General features: G+C 70.1%; 19 protein-coding genes and 1 riboswitch. Of the genes, 15 read left to right on the top strand and 4 right to left on the bottom strand.

The window, feature by feature from the left end:
• Positions 1 to 51 precede the first annotated feature (51 nt).
• The 4 genes from coxB to ACF08F_RS04755 all read left to right on the top strand — a co-directional run bounded on the left by coxB (position 52) and on the right by ACF08F_RS04755 (position 4,540).
• Positions 52 to 1,017 (top strand): cytochrome c oxidase subunit II, encoded by a 966-nt coding sequence (gene coxB, locus ACF08F_RS04770; protein ID WP_392297040.1) that lies wholly within the window; start codon positions 52 to 54, stop codon positions 1,015 to 1,017.
• Positions 1,014 to 2,750 carry a cytochrome c oxidase subunit I gene (gene ctaD, locus ACF08F_RS04765; protein ID WP_392297039.1) on the top strand — a complete coding sequence of 579 codons (1,737 nt, stop codon included), beginning with the start codon at positions 1,014 to 1,016 and terminating at the stop codon, positions 2,748 to 2,750. Before coxB ends, ctaD begins: the two co-directional genes overlap by 4 nt.
• A complete protein-coding gene (locus tag ACF08F_RS04760) occupies positions 2,747 to 3,145 on the top strand; it encodes a cytochrome c oxidase subunit 4 (protein ID WP_392297038.1) in 399 nt (132 codons plus the stop codon). The genes ctaD and ACF08F_RS04760 overlap by 4 nt, the downstream gene beginning before the upstream one ends.
• Positions 3,146 to 3,280: 135 nt before the next feature.
• Positions 3,281 to 4,540, top strand: coding sequence for an Ig-like domain-containing protein (locus ACF08F_RS04755; protein ID WP_392297037.1), 1,260 nt, complete (start codon positions 3,281 to 3,283; stop codon positions 4,538 to 4,540).
• Between the two features lie 191 nt (positions 4,541 to 4,731).
• Here ACF08F_RS04755 and ACF08F_RS04750 read toward each other — a convergent pair whose 3' ends face one another.
• On the bottom strand, positions 4,732 to 5,133 hold the full coding sequence (locus ACF08F_RS04750) for a hypothetical protein (RefSeq protein WP_392297036.1): 402 nt from the start codon (positions 5,131 to 5,133) through the stop codon (positions 4,732 to 4,734).
• A gap of 191 nt (positions 5,134 to 5,324) precedes the next feature.
• Here ACF08F_RS04750 and ACF08F_RS04745 point away from each other — a divergent pair, with 191 nt between their 5' ends.
• The 6 genes from ACF08F_RS04745 to ACF08F_RS04720 all read left to right on the top strand — a co-directional run bounded on the left by ACF08F_RS04745 (position 5,325) and on the right by ACF08F_RS04720 (position 12,517).
• Entirely contained in the window at positions 5,325 to 5,945 is a 621-nt protein-coding gene (locus tag ACF08F_RS04745) for a heme-copper oxidase subunit III (RefSeq protein ID WP_352189322.1), read from the top strand.
• A 74-nt stretch (positions 5,946 to 6,019) separates the two neighbouring features.
• A complete protein-coding gene (locus ACF08F_RS04740; RefSeq protein WP_392297035.1) occupies positions 6,020 to 6,829 on the top strand; it encodes a c-type cytochrome in 810 nt (269 codons plus the stop codon).
• A complete protein-coding gene (locus tag ACF08F_RS04735; protein ID WP_392297034.1) occupies positions 6,826 to 7,878 on the top strand; it encodes a Rieske 2Fe-2S domain-containing protein in 1,053 nt (350 codons plus the stop codon). The genes ACF08F_RS04740 and ACF08F_RS04735 overlap by 4 nt, the downstream gene beginning before the upstream one ends.
• Positions 7,875 to 9,500, top strand: coding sequence for a cytochrome bc complex cytochrome b subunit (locus ACF08F_RS04730; RefSeq protein ID WP_392297033.1), 1,626 nt, complete (start codon positions 7,875 to 7,877; stop codon positions 9,498 to 9,500). Before ACF08F_RS04735 ends, ACF08F_RS04730 begins: the two co-directional genes overlap by 4 nt.
• Before the next feature lie 138 nt (positions 9,501 to 9,638).
• Positions 9,639 to 10,703: an anthranilate phosphoribosyltransferase gene (gene trpD / locus ACF08F_RS04725; RefSeq protein ID WP_392297032.1), complete on the top strand. Its 1,065-nt coding sequence runs from the start codon at positions 9,639 to 9,641 to the stop codon at positions 10,701 to 10,703.
• Between the two features lie 75 nt (positions 10,704 to 10,778).
• A riboswitch (SAM riboswitch) is annotated at positions 10,779 to 10,895 on the top strand.
• 221 nt (positions 10,896 to 11,116) lie between these two features.
• Entirely contained in the window at positions 11,117 to 12,517 is a 1,401-nt protein-coding gene (locus tag ACF08F_RS04720) for an aminotransferase class V-fold PLP-dependent enzyme (RefSeq protein WP_392297031.1), read from the top strand.
• Positions 12,518 to 12,587: 70 nt separating this feature from the next.
• Here ACF08F_RS04720 and ACF08F_RS04715 read toward each other — a convergent pair whose 3' ends face one another.
• Both ACF08F_RS04715 and ACF08F_RS04710 read right to left on the bottom strand, forming a co-directional pair.
• Positions 12,588 to 12,869 (bottom strand): Lrp/AsnC family transcriptional regulator, encoded by a 282-nt coding sequence (locus ACF08F_RS04715; RefSeq protein WP_055643999.1) that lies wholly within the window; start codon positions 12,867 to 12,869, stop codon positions 12,588 to 12,590.
• Positions 12,866 to 13,600 (bottom strand): rhomboid family intramembrane serine protease, encoded by a 735-nt coding sequence (locus ACF08F_RS04710; protein ID WP_392297030.1) that lies wholly within the window; start codon positions 13,598 to 13,600, stop codon positions 12,866 to 12,868. The genes ACF08F_RS04715 and ACF08F_RS04710 overlap by 4 nt, the downstream gene beginning before the upstream one ends.
• A 158-nt stretch (positions 13,601 to 13,758) precedes the next feature.
• Between ACF08F_RS04710 and ACF08F_RS04705 the strand changes: the two genes are divergently transcribed.
• The 5 genes from ACF08F_RS04705 to ACF08F_RS04685 all read left to right on the top strand — a co-directional run bounded on the left by ACF08F_RS04705 (position 13,759) and on the right by ACF08F_RS04685 (position 19,215).
• Complete coding sequence (locus tag ACF08F_RS04705) at positions 13,759 to 14,001, top strand: hypothetical protein (RefSeq protein WP_309049699.1); 243 nt, start codon at positions 13,759 to 13,761, stop codon at positions 13,999 to 14,001.
• Between the two features lie 33 nt (positions 14,002 to 14,034).
• Positions 14,035 to 15,399, top strand: a complete 1,365-nt coding sequence (locus ACF08F_RS04700) for an NYN domain-containing protein (protein WP_392297029.1) — start codon at positions 14,035 to 14,037, stop codon at positions 15,397 to 15,399.
• 259 nt (positions 15,400 to 15,658) lie between these two features.
• On the top strand, positions 15,659 to 16,702 hold the full coding sequence (locus ACF08F_RS04695; RefSeq protein WP_392297028.1) for an NlpC/P60 family protein: 1,044 nt from the start codon (positions 15,659 to 15,661) through the stop codon (positions 16,700 to 16,702).
• A gap of 190 nt (positions 16,703 to 16,892) precedes the next feature.
• Positions 16,893 to 17,909, top strand: coding sequence for an NlpC/P60 family protein (locus ACF08F_RS04690; protein WP_392297027.1), 1,017 nt, complete (start codon positions 16,893 to 16,895; stop codon positions 17,907 to 17,909).
• 70 nt (positions 17,910 to 17,979) lie between these two features.
• On the top strand, positions 17,980 to 19,215 hold the full coding sequence (locus tag ACF08F_RS04685) for a hypothetical protein (protein ID WP_392297026.1): 1,236 nt from the start codon (positions 17,980 to 17,982) through the stop codon (positions 19,213 to 19,215).
• Here ACF08F_RS04685 and ACF08F_RS04680 read toward each other — a convergent pair.
• Entirely contained in the window at positions 19,172 to 19,750 is a 579-nt protein-coding gene (locus tag ACF08F_RS04680) for a PadR family transcriptional regulator (protein ID WP_392297025.1), read from the bottom strand. The genes ACF08F_RS04685 and ACF08F_RS04680 overlap by 44 nt on opposite strands.
• Positions 19,751 to 19,790 lie beyond the last annotated feature (40 nt).

The raw sequence follows: 19,790 nt of genomic DNA, 5'->3' as shown, positions 1-19,790 counted from the left end.
CGGACGGCCGTGGCCGACCACTGCGGGCCGAGACTCTCGGGAAGGCGCTACGTGAGTCCCAACGGCTCCGACCGCTCGTCGCGGCGCCCGATGCGGCGGAAGCTGCCGCAGGTGCTGACTGCGGGCCTGATCCTGGCGACAGCCACGGGCTGCTCGTACAACTGGGAAGACTTCCCCCGCCTTGGCATGCCCACCCCCGTCACGGAAGAGGCTCCTATGATCCTCTCCCTGTGGCAGGGCTCGTGGGCCGCCGCGCTCATCACCGGAATCCTGGTGTGGGGCCTGATCCTCTGGTCCGTCATCTTCCACCGGCGCACCAGGACCAAGGTCGAGGTACCTCCGCAGACCCGTTACAACATGCCCATCGAGGCGCTGTACACGGTCACCCCGCTCATCATCGTCTCGGTGCTCTTCTACTTCACCGCGCGCGACGAGTCCAAGCTCCTCAGCCTCACCCCCAAGCCCGCCCACACCATCAACGTGGTCGGCTACCAGTGGAGCTGGGGCTTCAACTACGTCGAGAACGTGCCGGGTGTCGAGGGCGACGCCAAGACGGACAAGAACCTCTCCTCGATCCCGGACAAGTTCCTCGAGGCGTTCCCGGAGAACGCCGGCGGTGTCTACGACGCCGGCATCCCCGGTGACCGGAACCCGCAGACCGGCAACCCGGGCCCGACCCTGTGGCTGCCGAAGGGTGAGAAGGTCCGGTTCGTCCTGACCTCCCGTGACGTCATCCACTCCTTCTGGGTGGTCCCCTTCCTGTTCAAGCAGGACGTCATCCCGGGTCACACCAACGTCTTCGAGGTGACTCCGAACCAGGAGGGCACCTTCCTCGGCAAGTGCGCCGAGCTGTGCGGTGTCGACCACTCCCGGATGCTCTTCAACGTCAAGGTGGTCTCTCCGGAGCGCTACCAGCAGCACCTGAAGGAGCTGGCCGAGAAGGGGCAGACCGGCTACATCCCGTCTGGCATCGAGCAGACGGACCCGGCCAGGAATGCGGAGAAGAACCAACTGTGAGCATCCACAACGAAACCCAGGGTGCCGCCGCAGCTGAGGACTCGTACGAGAACGAGCTGCCCGTACGGCGCAAGCAGCCCGGCAACGTCGTGATCAAGTGGCTGACCACCACCGATCACAAGACGATCGGGACGATGTACCTGGTCACGTCGTTCGCGTTCTTCTGCATCGGCGGCCTCATGGCGCTCTTCATGCGCGCCGAGCTGGCCCGTCCGGGTACGCAGATCATGTCGAACGAGCAGTTCAACCAGGCGTTCACGATGCACGGCACGATCATGCTGCTGATGTTCGCGACGCCGCTGTTCGCCGGATTCGCGAACTGGATCATGCCGCTGCAGATCGGCGCGCCCGACGTGGCGTTCCCGCGGCTGAACATGTTCGCGTACTGGCTGTACCTCTTCGGCTCGCTCATGGCAGTGGGTGGCTTCCTCACCCCGCAGGGCGCCGCCGACTTCGGCTGGTTCGCCTACTCCCCGCTGTCGGACGCCGTCCGCTCGCCGGGTGTCGGCGCCGACCTCTGGATCATGGGTCTGGCCTTCTCCGGCTTCGGCACGATCCTCGGTTCGGTCAACTTCATCACCACGATCATCTGCATGCGCGCTCCGGGCATGACGATGTTCCGCATGCCGATCTTCACCTGGAACGTCCTGCTGACCGGTGTCCTGGTCCTGCTCGCGTTCCCGGTCCTGGCGGCCGCGCTGTTCGCCCTGGAGGCGGACCGCAAGTTCGGCTCGCACATCTTCGACGCGGCCAACGGTGGAGCGCTGCTCTGGCAGCACCTCTTCTGGTTCTTCGGCCACCCCGAGGTGTACATCATCGCGCTGCCGTTCTTCGGCATCGTCTCCGAGGTCATCCCGGTCTTCAGCCGCAAGCCGATGTTCGGCTACATCGGTCTGGTGGCCGCGACCATCGCGATCGCCGGTCTGTCCGTGACCGTGTGGGCGCACCACATGTACGTCACAGGCGGTGTGCTCCTACCGTTCTTCTCCTTCATGACGTTCCTCATCGCCGTACCCACCGGCGTGAAGTTCTTCAACTGGATCGGAACGATGTGGAAGGGCTCGTTGTCGTTCGAGACACCGATGCTCTGGACGATCGGCTTCCTGATCACCTTCACCTTCGGTGGTCTGACGGGCGTCATCCTGGCCTCGCCGCCCATGGACTTCCACGTCTCCGACTCGTACTTCGTCGTCGCGCACTTCCACTACGTCGTCTTCGGCACCGTGGTCTTCGCGATGTTCGCGGGCTTCCACTTCTGGTGGCCGAAGTTCACGGGCAAGATGCTGGACGAGCGGCTCGGCAAGATGACGTTCTGGACGCTGTTCATCGGCTTCCACGGCACCTTCCTGGTGCAGCACTGGCTCGGTGCCGAGGGCATGCCGCGTCGTTACGCGGACTACCTCGACGCCGACGGCTTCACCGCGCTGAACACGATCTCGACGATCTCGTCCTTCCTGCTCGGTCTGTCGATCCTGCCGTTCTTCTACAACGTCTGGAAGACCGCCAAGTACGGTAAGAAGATCGAGGTCGACGACCCGTGGGGCTACGGCCGCTCGCTCGAGTGGGCGACCTCCTGCCCGCCGCCGCGGCACAACTTCCTCACGCTGCCGCGGATCCGCTCCGAGTCCCCGGCCTTCGACCTGCACCACCCTGAGATCGCCGCTGTCGACCAGCTGGAGAACAAGGGGCACGTGGCCGAGGCCCTCACGAGCGGCAAGGAGGCCGGCAAGTGAAGATCCAGGGCAAGATGTTCATCTGGCTGAGCGTCTTCATCCTCGCCATGGCCATCCTGTACGGCGTGTGGTCGAAGGAGCCGGTCGGCACGACGGCGCTGTTCCTCGCGTTCGGCCTGTCCATCATGATCGGCTACTACCTGGCCTTCACGGCCAAGCGTGTCGACGCGATGGCGCAGGACAACAAGGAGGCCGACGTCGCGGACGAGGCCGGCGAGCTGGGCTTCTTCGCCCCGCACAGCTGGCAGCCGCTCTCGCTGGCCGTCGGCGGTGCGCTCGCCTTCCTCGCCGTCGCGATGGGCTGGTGGATCATGTACTTCTCCGCCCCGCTGATCCTGGTCGGCATCTTCGGCTGGGTCTTCGAGTTCTACCGCGGCGAGAACCAGAACCAGTAGTCACAGCGCAGTAGCGGTACCCCGCTCCGCACCGGAGCACCCGAGGGGCCCGGACACTTCGTCAACGAAGTGTCCGGGCCCCTCTTTTGCCGCACTCGGCGCGCCTCCTTCGAGGACAGTCCCTAGCGTGAAGTCATGAACGACACGCCGCGCATTCGGACTGTTCTGAGCTGCACTCTTCTGGCCGTCACCGTCACCGCGGCCGCCACGTCGTGCGCGGGCTCCGACGGCCATCCGCTCTCGGTGAAGCCCTACGACGCGGCGGACGAGCTCGCCATCAGCGCCGGGGACGCCGACACCAAGGCGGATCCGGAGAAGCCCCTGGAGATCTCGGCCAAGGGCGAGGACGGCCGGATCACCGACGTCACCGTCACCGACGCCGCGGGACGCCACCTGGCGGGCGAACTCACCGCGGACGGGCAGCGCTGGCGCTCCACGGCCTCCCTGGCGGCCGGCGCGCGCTACACCGTCCGGGTGGCCACCGAGGACGAGGACGGCGCCCCAGGCGCCCGTACGTACACGTTCGAGACGGCACCGGCCAAACGGGCCCTGACCGTCACCTTCGGGCCCGAGGCGGGCACGTACGGCGTCGGACAGCCCCTCACCGCCGACCTCAGCCTCCCCGTCAAGGACAGAGCGGCCCGCGCGGTCGTCGAGCGGGCCCTCAAGGTCCGCTCCACCCCCGCCGTCGAGGGCTCCTGGTACTGGGTGGACGACAAGAAGCTGCACTTCCGCCCGAAGGAGTACTGGCCCGCCGGCGCCCGTGTGACGGCCGTCGCCAACCTGGACGGCCTCAAGGTGGGGGACAAGCTCTACGGCGGCGCCTCCAAGCCGCTGAAGCTGTCCATCGGCGACCGGATCGAGGCGGTCGCGGACGCCGGCACGCACTACATGACCGTCCGGCGCAACGGAGAAGTGATCAACACCATTCCGGTGACCACCGGCAAACCGGGCTTCTCCACCCGTAACGGCATCAAGGTAGTGCTCGGCAAGGAGTACTACGTCCGGATGCGGGGCACCAGCGTCGGCATCGCGGAAGGCAGTGCGGAGTCGTACGACCTCCCGGTCTACTACGCCACCCGGGTGACGTGGAGCGGCGAGTACGTCCACGCCGCGCCCTGGTCCGTCGGCTCTCAGGGCGTGGCGAACGTCAGCCACGGCTGCGTCGGCATGTCGACCGGGAACGCGGCCTGGTTCTTCGAGACCGTCCGCCCCGGCGACATCGTGAAGACCGTCAACAGCATCGGCAACACGATGGACACCTTCGGCAACGGCTTCGGCGACTGGAACCTGCCGTGGGACAAGTGGCGCAAGGGCAGCGCCCTGGTGGCGGAGACGGGGGACCCGACCGCCACCGAGGACGCCGGAGCCCGGCTGCGGCCCCTCTCCTTCTAGGGCGTGTTGCGAAAGTCCCGCCTGCCCGACGGCGCCTGGCACGCACGCTCGCCGCGTTGTCGGGATCACCCCGATACATCCAGTATCGGGGCGACCCTCCGCCTTGCGATCGCACGCACCAGACGCCGTCGGGCCCGCCCTTCGGGCGGCCGGCGCTACTTTCGCAACACGCCCTAGGGCTCCCCTCCGGGCTACGCGCCGAGGGACAGCCGGGAACGGAGCAGGGACGCCAGGGACGCCGCGAACTCCACCGGTTCCACCGGAAGGGTGATCGCGGCGTCCGCGCGGCTCCAGGTGGCCAGCCAGGCGTCCTGTGGGCGCCCGATGAGCAGCAGCACCGGCGGGCAGCGGAAGATCTCGTCCTTGATCTGCCGGCACACGCCCATGCCGCCGGCGGGCACCGCCTCGCCGTCCAGGACGCAGACGTCGACACCGCCCTCGTCCAGGCGCTTCAGCACCGCGGGCAGCGTCGCGCACTCCACGAACTCGACCGGAGGGACGTCGGCCGCGGGCCTGCGCCCCGCGGCGAGGCGCACCTGCGCGCGGGTGTTCGCGTCGTCGCTGTAGACCAGGACCGTGGCACTCGACTGCATCGTTCCTCCGTGGGGAAGTCCGTGGGAAGGTCGTCGATCGATGCGCGGGATGCTACTCCGGTCCACACCCCGTCAACACCCGTTCAGCACCTGTTCGAAGGGCCTTCCGATGGGCCGTTCGGGCTGGACACGCCCCCCTGACACTCCGAACGGCACCCCCCGGAGTGAGGGCGGGATAAGCGACCGACATAATGTCGGTCGTGGCGACAGTAACGACAGTAGAAACAGGGCACGCGCACCCGTCGGTCAATCGACCGAACCTCACCAGCGTCGGAACCATCATCTGGTTGAGCTCCGAGCTGATGTTCTTCGCGGCCCTCTTCGCGATGTACTTCACCCTGCGATCGGTGACCGGTCCCGAGTTCTGGACGGAAAAGGCCGACGCCTTGAACTTCCCGTTCTCGGCGACCAACACCACGATCCTGGTGCTCTCCTCCCTCACCTGCCAGCTCGGCGTGTTCGCCGCCGAGCGGGGCGACGTGAAGAAGCTCAGGACGTGGTTCATCATCACGTTCGTGATGGGTGCGATCTTCATCGGCGGCCAGGTCTTCGAGTACACGGAGCTGGTCAAGCACGAGGGCCTCTCGCTCTCGTCGGACCCGTACGGCTCGGTGTTCTACCTGACCACCGGCTTCCACGGCCTGCACGTGACGGGCGGTCTCATCGCCTTCCTGCTGGTCCTCGGCCGGACGTACGCCGCCAAGAGGTTCACCCACGAGCAGGCAACCGCCGCCATCGTCGTGTCCTACTACTGGCACTTCGTCGATGTCGTCTGGATCGGCCTCTTCGCCACGATCTACATGATCAAGTAACTCGGTGCCGCCGCACGGCGGACCGAGACATCCAGCAAGCATCGACGCAGAAGATCCTGACACCGGGGTAATCCGTGAAAAAGCTCTCCGCACGACGACGCCATCCGCTGGCGGCGGTCGTCGTCCTCCTACTCGCGCTGGCGGCCACTGGGGGGCTGTACGCCGCGTTCGCGCCCGCGGGCACGGCGAAGGCCGATGAAACCGCCCAGTCCCTCGCCATCGAGGAGGGCAAGAAGCTCTACTCCGTCGGCTGCGCCAGCTGCCACGGAACCGGCGGTCAGGGCACCTCTGACGGCCCGTCCCTGGTCGGCGTCGGCTCGGCCTCCGTCGACTTCCAGGTCGCCACGGGCCGTATGCCGGCCCAGCAGCCGGGTGCCCAGGTCCCGAAGAAGAAGAACATCTACTCGCAGGCCGAGATCGACCAGCTTGCGGCGTACGTGGCTTCCCTCGGTGCCGGCCCGATCACGCCGACCGAGAGCCAGTACAACCCTGCCGGGGCCGACATCGCCAAGGGTGGCGAGCTGTTCCGCAGCAACTGTGCCCAGTGCCACAACTTCACCGGTGAGGGCGGCGCGCTGAGCAACGGCAAGTACGCCCCGAGCCTCGAAGGCGTGAGCCCGAAGCACCTCTACGAGGCCATGCAGACCGGCCCGCAGAACATGCCCTCCTTCCCGGACACGACCATGCCGGAGCAGGAGAAGAAGGACATCATCGCGTACGTCCAGGCCGTCAACGGCGAGAAGGCCGACAACCCGGGCGGTCTCTCGCTCGGTGGCCTCGGCCCCGTCTCCGAGGGCCTGTTCGCCTGGGTCTTCGGCCTGGGTGCGCTGATCGCAGTTGCCATCTGGGTCGCGGCCCACACCGCTAAGGCCAAGAAGTCATGAGTAGCCAAGAGATTCCAGAAGAGACCCTGCCGGCAGGGCAGGACACCGCGCACGGCGCGGTGAAGGTCGCCGACGACCCGTTCGCCGACCCGGGCCTTCCGCCCCACAAGCCGCGCATCCAGGACATCGACGAGCGGGCCGCCCGCCGGTCCGAGCGTGCGGTCGCCTTCATGTTCGTGCTGTCGATGCTGGCCACCGTCGGCTTCATCGCCTCGTACGTGATCTTCCCGGTCGACCAGATCGTGTACATCTGGCCCTTCGGCCGGGTGTCCTCGCTCAACTTCGCCCTCGGCTGGACCCTCGGTCTCGCCCTCTTCTTCATCGGCGCGGGGGCGGTCCACTGGGCCCGCACCCTGATGTCCGACGTCGAGGTCGCCGACGAGCGTCACCCGATCGCGGCGTCGCCCGAGGTCAAGGCGCAGGTCATGGCGGACTTCGCGGCCGGTGCCGCCGAGTCCGGCTTCGGCCGCCGCAAGCTCATCCGCAACACGATGTTCGGTGCGCTGGCGCTCGTCCCGCTCTCCGGCGTGATGCTCCTGCGCGACATGGGTCCGCTGCCCGAGAAGAAGCTCCGGGTCACCAAGTGGGCCCGCGGCAAGCAGCTGATCAACATGAACACGCACGAGCCGCTGCGTCCCGAGGACGTCGCGGTCGGTTCGCTGACCTTCGCGATGCCCGAGGGCATGTCGGAGCACGACCACGACTTCCAGGTCGAGATCGCCAAGGCCGCCCTGATGATCGTCCGGATCCAGCCGGAGGACATCAAGGACAAGCGCGAGCTCGAGTGGTCGCACGACGGCGTCGTCGCCTTCTCGAAGATCTGCACCCACGTGGGTTGCCCGATCTCCCTGTACGAGCAGCAGACGCATCACGTGCTGTGCCCGTGCCACCAGTCCACCTTCGACCTCTCCGACGGCGCCCGCGTCATCTTCGGCCCGGCCGGTCACGCCCTCCCGCAGCTGCGGATCGGCGTGAACGACAAGGGCTTCCTGGAGGCGCTCGGCGACTTCGACGAGCCCGTCGGTCCTGCCTTCTGGGAGCGCGGATGAGCACCGTGACCGAAACGACGAAGAAGGCGCCCGCCGGTGAGCGGGTCGCCGACTGGGCCGACGGTCGCCTGGGGATCTACACGCTGGCCAAGGCCAACATGCGGAAGATCTTCCCGGACCACTGGTCCTTCATGCTGGGCGAGATCTGCCTCTACAGCTTCCTCATCATCATCCTGACGGGCGTCTATCTGACGATGTTCTTCCACCCGTCGATGAACGAGGTGGAGTACGTCGGACCGTACGTCCCGCTCCAGGGACAGCTGATGTCCGAGGCGTTCAACTCGACCATGCACATCTCCTTCGAGGTGCGCGGTGGTCTGCTGATCCGGCAGATCCACCACTGGGCGGCGCTGATCTTCCTCGCCGGCATGTTCGTGCACATGATGCGTGTCTTCTTCACCGGCGCGTTCCGCAAGCCGCGTGAGATCAACTGGCTGTTCGGCTTCCTGCTGTTCTTCCTGGGCATGTTCACCGGCTTCACCGGTTACTCGCTCCCGGACGACCTGCTCTCCGGCACCGGTGTCCGCTTCATGCAGGGCGCGATCCTGTCGGTGCCGATCGTCGGCACCTACCTCTCGATGTTCCTGTTCGGCGGGGAGTTCCCCGGCGGCGACTTCGTGGCCCGGTTCTACTCGGCGCACGTGCTCCTGCTGCCCGGCATCATGCTGGGCCTGGTGGTCGCCCACCTCATCCTGGTGGTCGTCCACAAGCACACGCACTACGAGGGCCCCGGCCGCACGAACAAGAACGTCGTCGGCATGCCGCTGCTGCCCGTGTACATGGCGAAGGCCGGAGGCTTCTTCTTCCTGGTCTTCGGTGTCATCGCGGTCATCTCGGCGATCGCCTCGATCAACCCGATCTGGGCGCTCGGCCCGTACCGCCCGGACCAGGTGTCCACCGGCGCCCAGCCCGACTGGTACATGGGCTTCGCCGAAGGCCTGATCCGTGTCATGCCGGGCTGGGAGATCAACCTCTGGGGCCACACGCTCGTCCTGGGCGTGATGATCCCGCTGGCGATCTTCCCGGCGGTCCTGGCGGCCATCGCGGTCTACCCGTTCATCGAGTCGTGGATCACCGGCGACAAGCGCGAGCACCACATCGCGCAGCGCCCGCGCAACGCTCCGACGCGCACCGCCTTCGGTGTCGCCTGGATCACCGCGTACATGATCATGCTCGTCGGTGGTGGAAACGACCTCTGGGCCACCCACTTCCACCTGTCGATCAACTCGATCACCTGGTTCGTACGGATCTTCTTCTTCGTCGGCCCGGTCATCGCGTTCATCGTCACCAAGCGGATCTGCCTCGGCCTCCAGCGCCGGGACAAGGACAAGGTGCTGCACGGCCGCGAGTCGGGCATCATCAAGCGCCTGCCGCACGGTGAGTTCGTCGAGGTCCACGAGCCGCTCAGCCAGGGCGAGCTGCACCGCCTCACGGCGCACGAGCAGTACGAGGCGGCGGAGCTGCCGCCGGCCGTGGACGAGAACGGCGTGGAGCGCAAGATCGGCGCGCTGGAGAAGCTCCGGGTCAAGCTCAACAAGGGCTACTACGGCGCGGACAACCAGGTCGCCAAGCCCACCGTCGAGGAGTACAAGGAGATCCAGAGCGGCCACGGCCACCACTGATCCCCTGACCTTCCCCTGATGCAGGTCGCCACGGTGAGAGCCCCGTCCATTCGATGGACGGGGCTCTTCGCCGTCCCCGAGGGTCGATAGGGTGAGTGTCGTTACCTGTTACGTGCAGAGCAGACAAGAGGAGCGGCCATGAGCGCTGTGCACCCCGCTGGAGGCGACTTCGCGGCGGGCCGCTCCTGGCCCGTCGTCCTGGACGGTCTTCTCTCCGGCCGCGACCAGAGCGCCGACGACACGGCCTGGGCGATGGACCGCATCCTCCGCGGCGAGGCCACCGACGCCCAGATCGCCGGCTTCGTCGTCGCCCTGCGCGCCAAGGGCGAGACCGTGGAGGAGATCACCGGTCTCGTCCGGACCATGTACGAGCACGCCAACACGATCGAGGTGCCCGGCCCCTCCGTCGACATCGTCGGCACCGGCGGCGACGGGGCCAAGACCGTCAACATCTCCACCATGTCGGCCATCGTCGTCGCCGGCACCGGGGCCAAGGTCGTCAAGCACGGCAACCGGGCGGCGTCCTCCGCGTCCGGCGCCTCCGACGTCCTGGAGAAGCTCGGCGTCAACCTGCAGCTGACCCCGAAGAGGGTCGTCGAGGTCGCGGAGGAGGCGGGCATCACCTTCTGCTTCGCGGTGAAGTTCCACCCCGCGCTGCGGCACGTCGCGACGGCCCGCAAGGAGCTGGGCATCCGGACCGTCTTCAACTTCCTGGGCCCGCTCACCAACCCCGCCCGGGTCAGGGCCCAGGCGACCGGTGTCGCCGACCCCCGGATGGCCCCGATCGTCGCCGGGGTCCTCGCGGACCGCGGCTCCTCCGCGCTCGTCTTCCGCGGCGACGACGGCCTCGACGAGCTGACCACCACGGCCACCTCGCGGGTCTGGGTCGTCCGGGACGGCGCGGTGCGGGAGGAGGCCTTCGACCCCCGGGACGTGGGCATCGGGATCGTGCCGGTGGAGGCCCTGCGCGGCGCCGACGCCTCGTACAACGCCGACGTCGCCCGACGGCTCCTCGCCGGGGAGCCCGGACCCGTACGGGACGCGGTGCTGCTCAACTCGGCGGCGGCGCTGACGGCCCTGGAGCCGGGTGGCGGCACCCTCGCGGAGCAGCTGCGGGCCGGAATCGAGAAGGCCGCCGAGTCGATCGACTCCGGGGCGGCCGGCCGGGCCCTGGAGCGCTGGATCGCTGCCAGCAACGCGTAGTCGACCCCGAGGCCCCGGTCCAGTATGCGGACCGGGGTCTTGCGCTTCGGTGATCATGTGGCAGGATGCATGCCAGGTCATGAGTGACAGCTACGAAGCCCCGGCTTGCTGTCCGGCAACCCTCCGTCCGTGGCGGGGTGCCCCGGGTGAAGACCAGGCCGTGGACAGCAAGGTCCACGGCAAGCGCGGACCCCTCGACACACCAGGGGTCCTGGTCTCTCGAGGAGCGTTTTCCGTGAGCAAGCGAATGCGATAGGGCGAATCCGCCCCTTCTTCACCCTCGGAACAGGGTCACTTCCGCGTACCCGTGTGCGCTCCCGACGTCCCCGAGGCATCACCCGTACCCCGCCGCCTCCCGGCCGCGTACGGCCCCCTTTGAAGCCATTCCGCACCGCCCGCCGGGAGATACCGCCATGTCCGCATGCCCGAACACCGCCACCGCCACCACCGCCGTCTCCGCCGCGGAGTCCGCCGACCCCTGCTGCGCCGCCCCGCTGCCGGTGCTCGGCCGGGACGTCACCGTCCCCCTCGTCACCGGCGGCGAAGTGACCTACGCGGCCCTCGACTACGCCGCCAGCGCCCCGGCGCTCCAGCGGGTCTGGGACGACGTCGCCGCCTACGCCCCCTACTACGGCAGCGTCCACCGCGGCGCCGGCTACCTCTCCCAGCTCTCCACCGACCTCTTCGAGAACAGCCGCGCCACCGTCGCCGAGTTCCTCGACTGCCGCCCCGGCGACCAGGTCGTCTTCACCCGCTCCACCACCGACTCGCTCAACCTGCTCGCCCGGACCGTCCCGGCCGGCTGTGAGGTCTTCGTCTTCGAGACCGAGCACCACGCCTCCCTCCTCCCGTGGCAGGACGCCCGCGTCACCTACCTCAACGCGCCCCGCACCCCCGCCCAGGCCGTCGAGACCCTGGAGCGCGCCCTCGCCGACCGCGACCCTCACGGCCCCGCCCTCGTCTGCGTCACCGGCGCCTCCAACGTCACCGGTGAGCTGTGGCCGGTGAAGGAGCTCGCCGCCGCCGCCCACGCCCACGGCGCCCGGATCGTCCTCGACGCCGCCCAGCTCGCGCCCCACCACCCCGTCTCCGTGCGGGAACTGGACGTGGACTGGGTCGCCTTCTCCGGGCACAAGCTGTACGCGCCCTTCGGCTCGGGCGTCCTCGCGGGCCGCTCCGACTGGCTCCAGGAGGCCGAGCCCTACCTCGCCGGCGGCGGTGCCTCCCGCAAGGTGGCGCGCCGCGCCGACGGCGGCGTGGACGTGGAGTGGCACACCACCGCGGCCCGCCACGAGGCCGGCTCCCCGAACGTCATCGGCGTCTACTCCATCGCCTCCGCCTGCAAGGCGCTCACCGAGGCCGGCTTCGACCAGCTCGTCGCCCGTGAGCGGCACCTGATCGACACCGTCCGCGCGGGACTCGCCGAGGTTCCCGAGGTGCGGGTCCTCTCGCTCTTCGGCGACGACGCGCCGCGCGTCGGCGTCATCTCCTTCGTCGTGGAGGGCTGGAACAGCTCCCACTTCGCCGCCGCGCTCTCCGCCGAGTACGGCATCGGCGTCCGCGACGGCCTCTTCTGCGCCCACCCGCTGGTCCGCACGCTCCTCGGCAGCGACCCGCAGGACCCGGGCGAGTGCGGCGCGCCCGAGGCCGCCCCCGGCGAGCGCTCGCTCAACGCCATCCGGGTGAGCTTCGGCGCCGGTACGCCGGACGAGCACGTGGAGCGGTTCGTCGGCGCCGTGAAGGAGCTCGTCCGGGACGGCGCGCAGTGGAAGTACCGCACCGAGGACGGCCGCTGCGTCCCGGACCGCGGCTGATCACTCACTCGTACGGGTGAAGGGGGCCTCCCGATCGGGAGACCCCCTTCATCTGTGCGTGTGCGCGGCCTCAGGACTCCAGGCCGATGGCGAAGGCCGCCTCCAGATCGTGCTGGGAGTAGGTGCGGAACGCCACGTGCGTGTCCGTGGCCTCGACGCCGGGGATCTTGCTGATGCTTCCGGGGATCACGTCCGCCAGGTCGTCGTGGCGCGACACCCGCACCATGGCGATCAGGTCGTAGGTGCCGGTCACCGAGAAGACCTCGCTGACGCTGTCGAGCGAGGCGATCGACTCGGCGATCTCGGGGATGCGGTCCACGCTGGTCTTGATGAGCACGATCGCGGTGATCACGGCTGGCTTTCTCCCTCGGTCGCCGCGGCTGGTGCCTTCACTCTATCCCCACCCCGGTAGCGGCCCCAGGCGTACAGGAAGCCGACGGAGAAGCCCACCACATGGGAGAGATAGGCGACGCCGGGGCCCGGTCCCGCCGCCCGCGCCGCCAGCCACTGGAGCACGAACCAGAAGATCAGCACGATCCAGGCGGGAAAGCGCAGCGGCAGGAAGAAGAGGAAGGGGAAGAGGCTGGTCACCCGGGAGCGCGGGAAGAGGAAGAGGAAGGCCCCGAGCACCCCGGAGATCGCCCCCGACGCCCCGACCAGCGTCTGCTCGCTGTTCGCGTGCGCCACCGCGTACCCGACGAGGGCGAGGTAGCCGGTGCCCAGGTAGAAGAGGGCGAAGCCGACCGGGCCCATGCGTTCCTCGGCCATGGCGCCGAAGACGTAGAGGAAGAGCATGTTCCCCAGCAGGTGGAGCCAGCTGCCGTGGACGAAGAGCGCGGTGAACGGGGTGAGCAGGGCGCGGGGTTCGCCGCTCATCAGCTCGGCGGGGACCACGCCCCAGCGGCGGAAGTACGTGCTCTGGGCCGCGAGGAGCGCGTCGCCCGTGCCGTACACCGGGTTGAGGCCGGAGACCGGGCTCACCGCGAAGAGCAGACAGCAGGCGGCGATCAGGCCGTAGGTCACCGTGGGGCCGCCGCGGGTGCCGCGCCAGGCACCGAGGGCCGCCGCTCGCCAGTCGATCATGGACAGATCATGGCGTACCGGTGCCGAACTGGACAGAGTGCCTCGCCGTGCTCCGGTGTACCGGGGAGGCCGTAGGGTAACGGGCAGTACGACAGCGGTTCGACGGCGCACCGCGGCTCCCGCACCTGGCACCACACGACAGGAAGAAGGACGGACCGATGACGACGGTTCCCCTGCCGACCGACGAGACCCGCTGGCGCTGCACGCTCTGCGGCAACCTGACCCGGTTCGACGTGACCCGCTCCTCGAAGGTCGTGGAGTACGTCCATCTGGACCTCGCGGGCGAGCCGACGGTCGAGGAGCGGCAGGTGGTCAGTGAGACCATCGAGTCGGTCCGCTGCCGCTGGTGCAACGCGGTGGACCAGATCGAACTGGTGGACAGGCCGGGCGCCGCCTCCTGAGGGACGGCGCGGACGACATAGGGGTGACGGATCGTGGAGCAGCCCGCGCACGGTGGAGAGCCGGCCGGCGCGGCAGGTGACGCTGCCGAGACGCTCGAACACCCACTGACGGAAGGTGTACGTCGGAGGGTCGTCGCGCTGGTCGCCGACGCCTTCGGCGGGCTGACCGTCGCGGAGCTGCCCGGCCCCCTGCGGCAGTACGCCCGCTTCACCGCGAGCCGGCGGGCCAAGTTCGCCGGCAACGCGATGGCGGCGGCCCTGGAGAGCGATCCGCTGTTCCGGCAGCGGATCGGCGAGCGCTTCAAGCAGGCCCAGCCCGAACTGGCCGGAGCCGTCGAGACGGGCACCCCGCCCGCCGCCGCGGACCCGGTCGACGTGGCCGCGGCCGCCTATGTGCTGCGTCCGGTCGGCTGGGTCAAGCTCGTGGCCGCCGCGGGCGAGGAGGCCCAGCGGGCGGACGCCGAGCGGGCCGACGAGGCCGGGCGGCGCGAACTGGAGCGGCTCCGCGAGGAGCTCGCCACCGCGAGGGACCGCTCGCGCGGCGAGACGGAGCAGCTGCGCCACGACCTGGAGGCCGCCCGGAAGGAAGCGGAATCGCTTCATCGCAAGCTGCGCAGCGCCCAGAGCGACGTGAAGCGCGGCGAGGCCGCGATGCGCCGCGCCCAGGGCGAGATCGACGCGGCGCGGGCGGAGGCGGCGGCCCAGGTGTCGGCCGCCGAGAGTGAGAGCCGGCGGCTCAAGGCCCGGCTCGGCGAGGTCGAGGCGGCCCTGGAGGCGAGTCGCAGGACCGCCCGTGAGGGCCGCTCGGTGGAGGACATGCGGCTGCGGCTGCTGCTCGACACCGTGCTCGACGCCGCCCAGGGGCTCCGTCGCGAACTCGCGCTGCCGCCCGTCTCCGTGCACCCGGCGGACACCGTGGACGCCGTGGAGCCGGGCCGGATGTCCCCGAAGGACATCGCGGCGCGGGCGCTCTCCGAGACCGACCCGGCCCTGCTGGACCAGCTGCTCGCGCTGCCGCAGGCCCATCTCGTCGTCGACGGGTACAACGTCACCAAGACCGGTTATCCGACGATGCCGTTGGAGAAGCAGCGGCTGCGCCTCCTGGGGAGCCTCTCGGCTCTCGCGGCCCGTTCGGGCGCCGAGGTCACCTGTGTCTTCGACGGGGCGGAGCTGGCGGCCCCGGTGCTGCTCGCGCCGCCGCGCGGGGTGCGGGTGCTGTTCTCCAAGCCCGGCGTCACGGCGGACGAGTTGATCCGTCAGCTGGTCCGGGCCGAGCCGCCCGGGCGGCCCGTGGTCGTGGTCTCCACCGACCGCGAGGTGGCCGACGGGGTCGCGAAGGCGGGGGCGCGACCGGTGGCGTCCGCCTTGTTGCTGAAGCGGCTTTCGCGCCTCTCGTAGGGACCTCGTAACTCCTGGGCGTTATGCCCGAATTGTGGGTGGCGTACCGTCAAGTGGCCATCACTGGCCGTGTGGTGCGTGTGAACAAAGTGCTGCGCGAGCGATATTTTTGCCGGTGGGATTTGAACTGATCACAACTTGGTCACTAGGGTCAGGGGTCGAACCTTCGCACGGTCGATCACTCATCCGGGGTGGCGGCGGAGGAACCGCCTGCCTCTCAACCGGTCGGGCGGCTCTGAGGAAGAAGGAGACCGCCTTCGTGGCGTCCCACCGTCGACCCAAGCAGCCGAGCCGGGCCCGTGTGACCGTGCTCACCGCGGCCGCGGCCGCGGCCGTCGCCCTCTCCGCCCAGGGAGCGCAGGCGGCCCCCAAGCCCAAGATCGACGAGGTCAAGTCGAAGGTCGACGAGCTGCACCACGAGGCCGAAGAGGCCACGGAGCAGTACAACCAGGCCGAAGAGCGCCGGGGCAAGCTGCAGGACGAGATCGGGAACCTCCAGGACAAGGTGGCCCGCGGTCAGCAGGAGCTCAACACCCTGCGCGACCAGATCGGTTCGGTCGCCAGCGCTCAGTACCGCTCCGGCGGCATCGACCCGGCGCTCCAGCTCTTCCTCTCCGCCGACCCGGACACCTACCTCGACAAGGCGTCCGCGATCGACCAGCTGAGCGCCCAGCAGGCCGACGTGCTCACCTCGATCCAGGCCAAGCAGCGGACCCTCGCGCAGCAGCGCGCCGAGGCGACGACGAAGCTCGCCGACCTCGAGGACGTCCGCAAGACCCTCGGTGCGAAGAAGAAGAAGTACCAGGGCAAGCTCGCCGAGGCCCAGAAGCTCCTCAACACCCTCACGGCGGAGGAGAAGGCCAAGCTGGAGCAGGAGGAGCGGGCGAAGGAGCAGCGCGCCAGCCGCGCCGCCAACCAGCGCGTCGACCTCGGCAACGAGGCCCCCGCGAGCGGTCTCGGCGCCGCCGCGCTCGCCGCCGCCGCCACCCAGGTCGGCAAGCCGTACGTCTCCGGCGCCGAGGGGCCCAACGCGTACGACTGCTCCGGCCTGACCCAGTGGGCCTACGGCCAGGCCGGCGCCGGCCTCACCCGCACCACCTACACCCAGCAGAACGACGGCACGAAGATCGGCCGCAGCCAGCTCAAGCCGGGCGACCTGGTCTTCTTCAACGGCCTGTCGCACGTGGGTCTGTACGCGGGCAACAACACGATCCTCCACGCTCCCAAGCCGGGCGCCAGCGTGCGCTACGAGTCGATGAGCTACATGGGCACGTTCCAGTTCGGCGTCCGCATCGCCGGCTGACACGCCCCTCCCGGACATGCCGCCCGAACGGGTGGTTCGTCCGGACCCGCGCTGACCTGACGCCCCGCCGGTGACCTGTGTTCTCCGGCGGGGCGTCACTTTGTGTGCCCGGCGCCTTCGTTGGACGCGACGTGATCAGCGGCTACTGTCTGCCGCCTCAGTCTGCGTCGAGCCGAACGGAGCCCGATCAGTGGCGTCCCACCGCCGACCCGCGAGGGTCACCGTCCTCACCGCGGCCGCCGCGGCCACCGCGGCGGCGTCCCTCGGGGCCGTCCCCGCGAGCGCCGACCCGGGGACCGGTGGCAGTGCCGCCACCAAGGCCACGGTCGACCGCCTCTTCGAGGAGGCCGAGAAGGCCACCGAGGGCTACAACCAGGCGGACGAGAAGGCGGACGCGCTGCGCAGGACGGTCTCCCGGGCGCAGGACGGACTCGCCCGGGGCCAGGACCGCATCAACCACATGCGCGGCGCCCTCGGCTCGGTCGCCGGGGCCCAGTACCGCTCCGGCGGCATCGACCCCGCCCTCGCGCTGCTGCTCTCCTCCGACCCGGACAGCTACCTGGAGCGTGCCTCCGCCCTCGACCGCGTCACCGCCCGACAGGGCGCCGCGCTCGGCGAACTGCGGCGGGAGCAGCGCCGGCTGAACCAGAAGCGGGACGAGGCGCGCATCGTCCTCGCCGAGCTGGAGCGCAGCAGGGCCGACGTCGCCCGTCACAAGCGCGCCGTCGAGCGCAAGCTCGCCGAGGCCCGCCGCCTCCTCGCCTCCCTCACCGTCGCGGAGCGCGCCGACTACGACCGCGCCTCCCGCTCCGGCGGGCGCGCGGAGGAGCTGCCGCCCCTCGCCGACGTCCCTGTCGGCTCCTCCCGGGCCTCCGCCGCCGTGCTCGCCGCCCGCAGCGCGATCGGCAAGCCGTACGTGTGGGGGGCGACCGGGCCCACCGGCTTCGACTGCTCGGGCCTGGTGGTCTGGTCGTACCGGCAGGCCGGGATCAGCCTCCCGCGCACCTCCTCCGCGCAGCGGCACGCGGGCCGGCAGGTGCCGCTCTCGCAGGCGCAGCCCGGCGACCTGGTCACGTACCGCGGCGACGCCAGCCACGTGGGCATCTACGCGGGCAACGGCCAGGTCATCCACGCGCCCTATCCGGGTGCGCGGGTCCGCTACGACCCGGTGAACATGATGTCGAACGTCACGGTGACGCGGGTCTGAGCCCGGGGCGGGGCGCCGATCCCGCCGGACCGGAAGCGGCACCGCCCGGTCCGACCGTACGATCGGAGGCGTGGCAGGTCAGGGGCGTGGAGCGCGGCGACGGGCCGTGGCCTGCCTGCTCGCCCTCCTGTTCACGCTCACGGCGCTCGCCGGCTGCTCGCCGGGCGGCACCGGAGGCCCGGCCGCGGCCGTGGTGTCCCGGGAGATACAGGCGCTCCTCGACGCGCACGCCAGGGCGCTCCTCGACCGCGACGAGGCCGCCTTCCGGGCCGCCCTCGACCCCGCGTACGCGCCGACGGCCCTGACCCTGTTCCGGCGGCTCGGGGAGGTGCCGCTCGACGCCTGGCGGTACCGGGTCACCGGCGTCGAACGCACCGGCGAGGGCCGGGCGACCGTCCGCGCCGAGCTCGGACACCGGCTCACGGACCACGACACCGGCTTCGCGAACAGCGGCCGCGTCCTCGACCTGGCCGAGCGGGACGGGCGCTGGTACGTGACCGGTGACCGGCCCGCGGAGGGCGCGCCGCGGCAGCTGTGGGAGCAGGGGGACGTACGGACCGTCCGGGGCTCCCGTTCGCTGGTCCTCGGCGTCGGCCAGGACCCGGAGCGGCTCCGGGAGATCGCGGCGGCGGCCGACCGGGCGGTCCCGGTCGTGAGCCGGGCCTGGCCCTCGGACTGGGCCGACGCGGTCGTCGTCCTCGTCCCCGGCTCGCTGGACGGGATGGGCGGGCTCCTCGGAGCGCCGGGCAGCTCCTACCGGGGCATCGCGGCCGTCACCACGGGGGAGACGGCGGGCGGGGCGGACGCGCCCGCGGACCGGGTCATCGTCAACCCCGAGGCGTACGGCGTCCTCGGCTCCTTCGGTCGGCAGCTGGTCCTCACCCACGAGACGGTCCATGTCGCCACCCGGGCCCACACCTCCGCGTCCACCCCGGTCTGGCTCTCCGAGGGCTTCGCCGACTGGGCCGCCTACCGGGGCACCGGCCGGACACCCGCCCAGGCGGCGCCCGAGCTCGCCCGCGCGGTCCGCGCCGGCGAGCTGCCCGCCCGGCTCCCGGAAGACGCGGACTTCGGCTTCGGCGGCGACGCGGAGGGGCTCGCCCGGGCCTACGAGGGCGGCTGGCTCGCCTGTGCGCTCATCGCGGAGCGCTGGGGCGAGCGGGAGCTGACGGAGTTCTACCGCGCGGTGGGGGCGCACCCGGGCCGGGAGGGGGCGGTGGAGAAGGCGCTCCAGGAGGTCCTGGAGACCACGCCCGAAGAGTTCACGGCCGCGTGGCGGACGTACCTGGGGGAGCGGCTCGGCTGACGCGCTCCGCGCGCGCGTCCAGTTCGGCGAGGGCCTCCGTCAGCCATGCCTTCTCCTCCGTGCCCGTCGCGCGGGCGATCCGCAGCATGCCCCGGCGGAAGAGGTCGGGCTCCTCCTCGGCGCGCACCGGGGTCCCGCCCTCGTAGAAGAAGCTGGCCGGGGCGGTGAGGAACGCCTGGCGGCGGCGGAGCACGGCCGCCTGGTCCGCCGGGTCGGGGAGATGGCCGAGGAAGGCGAGCAGGGTGAAGAAGCGCTGGCCGTCGGTGATCTCGGCGTCCTTGGGGGCGCGCAGCCGGGCGAGCAGCTCCTGGCGTCCCTCGGGGGTGAGCGAGAGCGTGCGGCGCGGGGCGGCGCTCGCGCCGGGCTCCGTACGGCTGTCGACGAGGCCGCTCTTCACGAGGCGGGTGATCGCCGGGTAGAGGGCGCCGTCGCTGACCGGGCGGACGTGGCCGCTCAGGCCCTGGATGCGCTCCTTGAGCTCGTACCCGTGCAGCGGCTTTCCGTACAGGAAGCCCAGGATCGACAGCTCCAGCACCGGGCGTCCTCCTTCGCGCTTGTCGTGGGACCGGCCACCA

The sequence above is a fragment of the Streptomyces sp. NPDC015130 genome, from assembly GCF_043080005.1.
In the GTDB taxonomy this organism is placed as follows: Bacteria; Actinomycetota; Actinomycetes; order Streptomycetales; family Streptomycetaceae; genus Streptomyces.
Note: the sequence above shows the minus strand (reverse complement) of the source record. Positions and strands in the feature narration are given on the sequence as shown.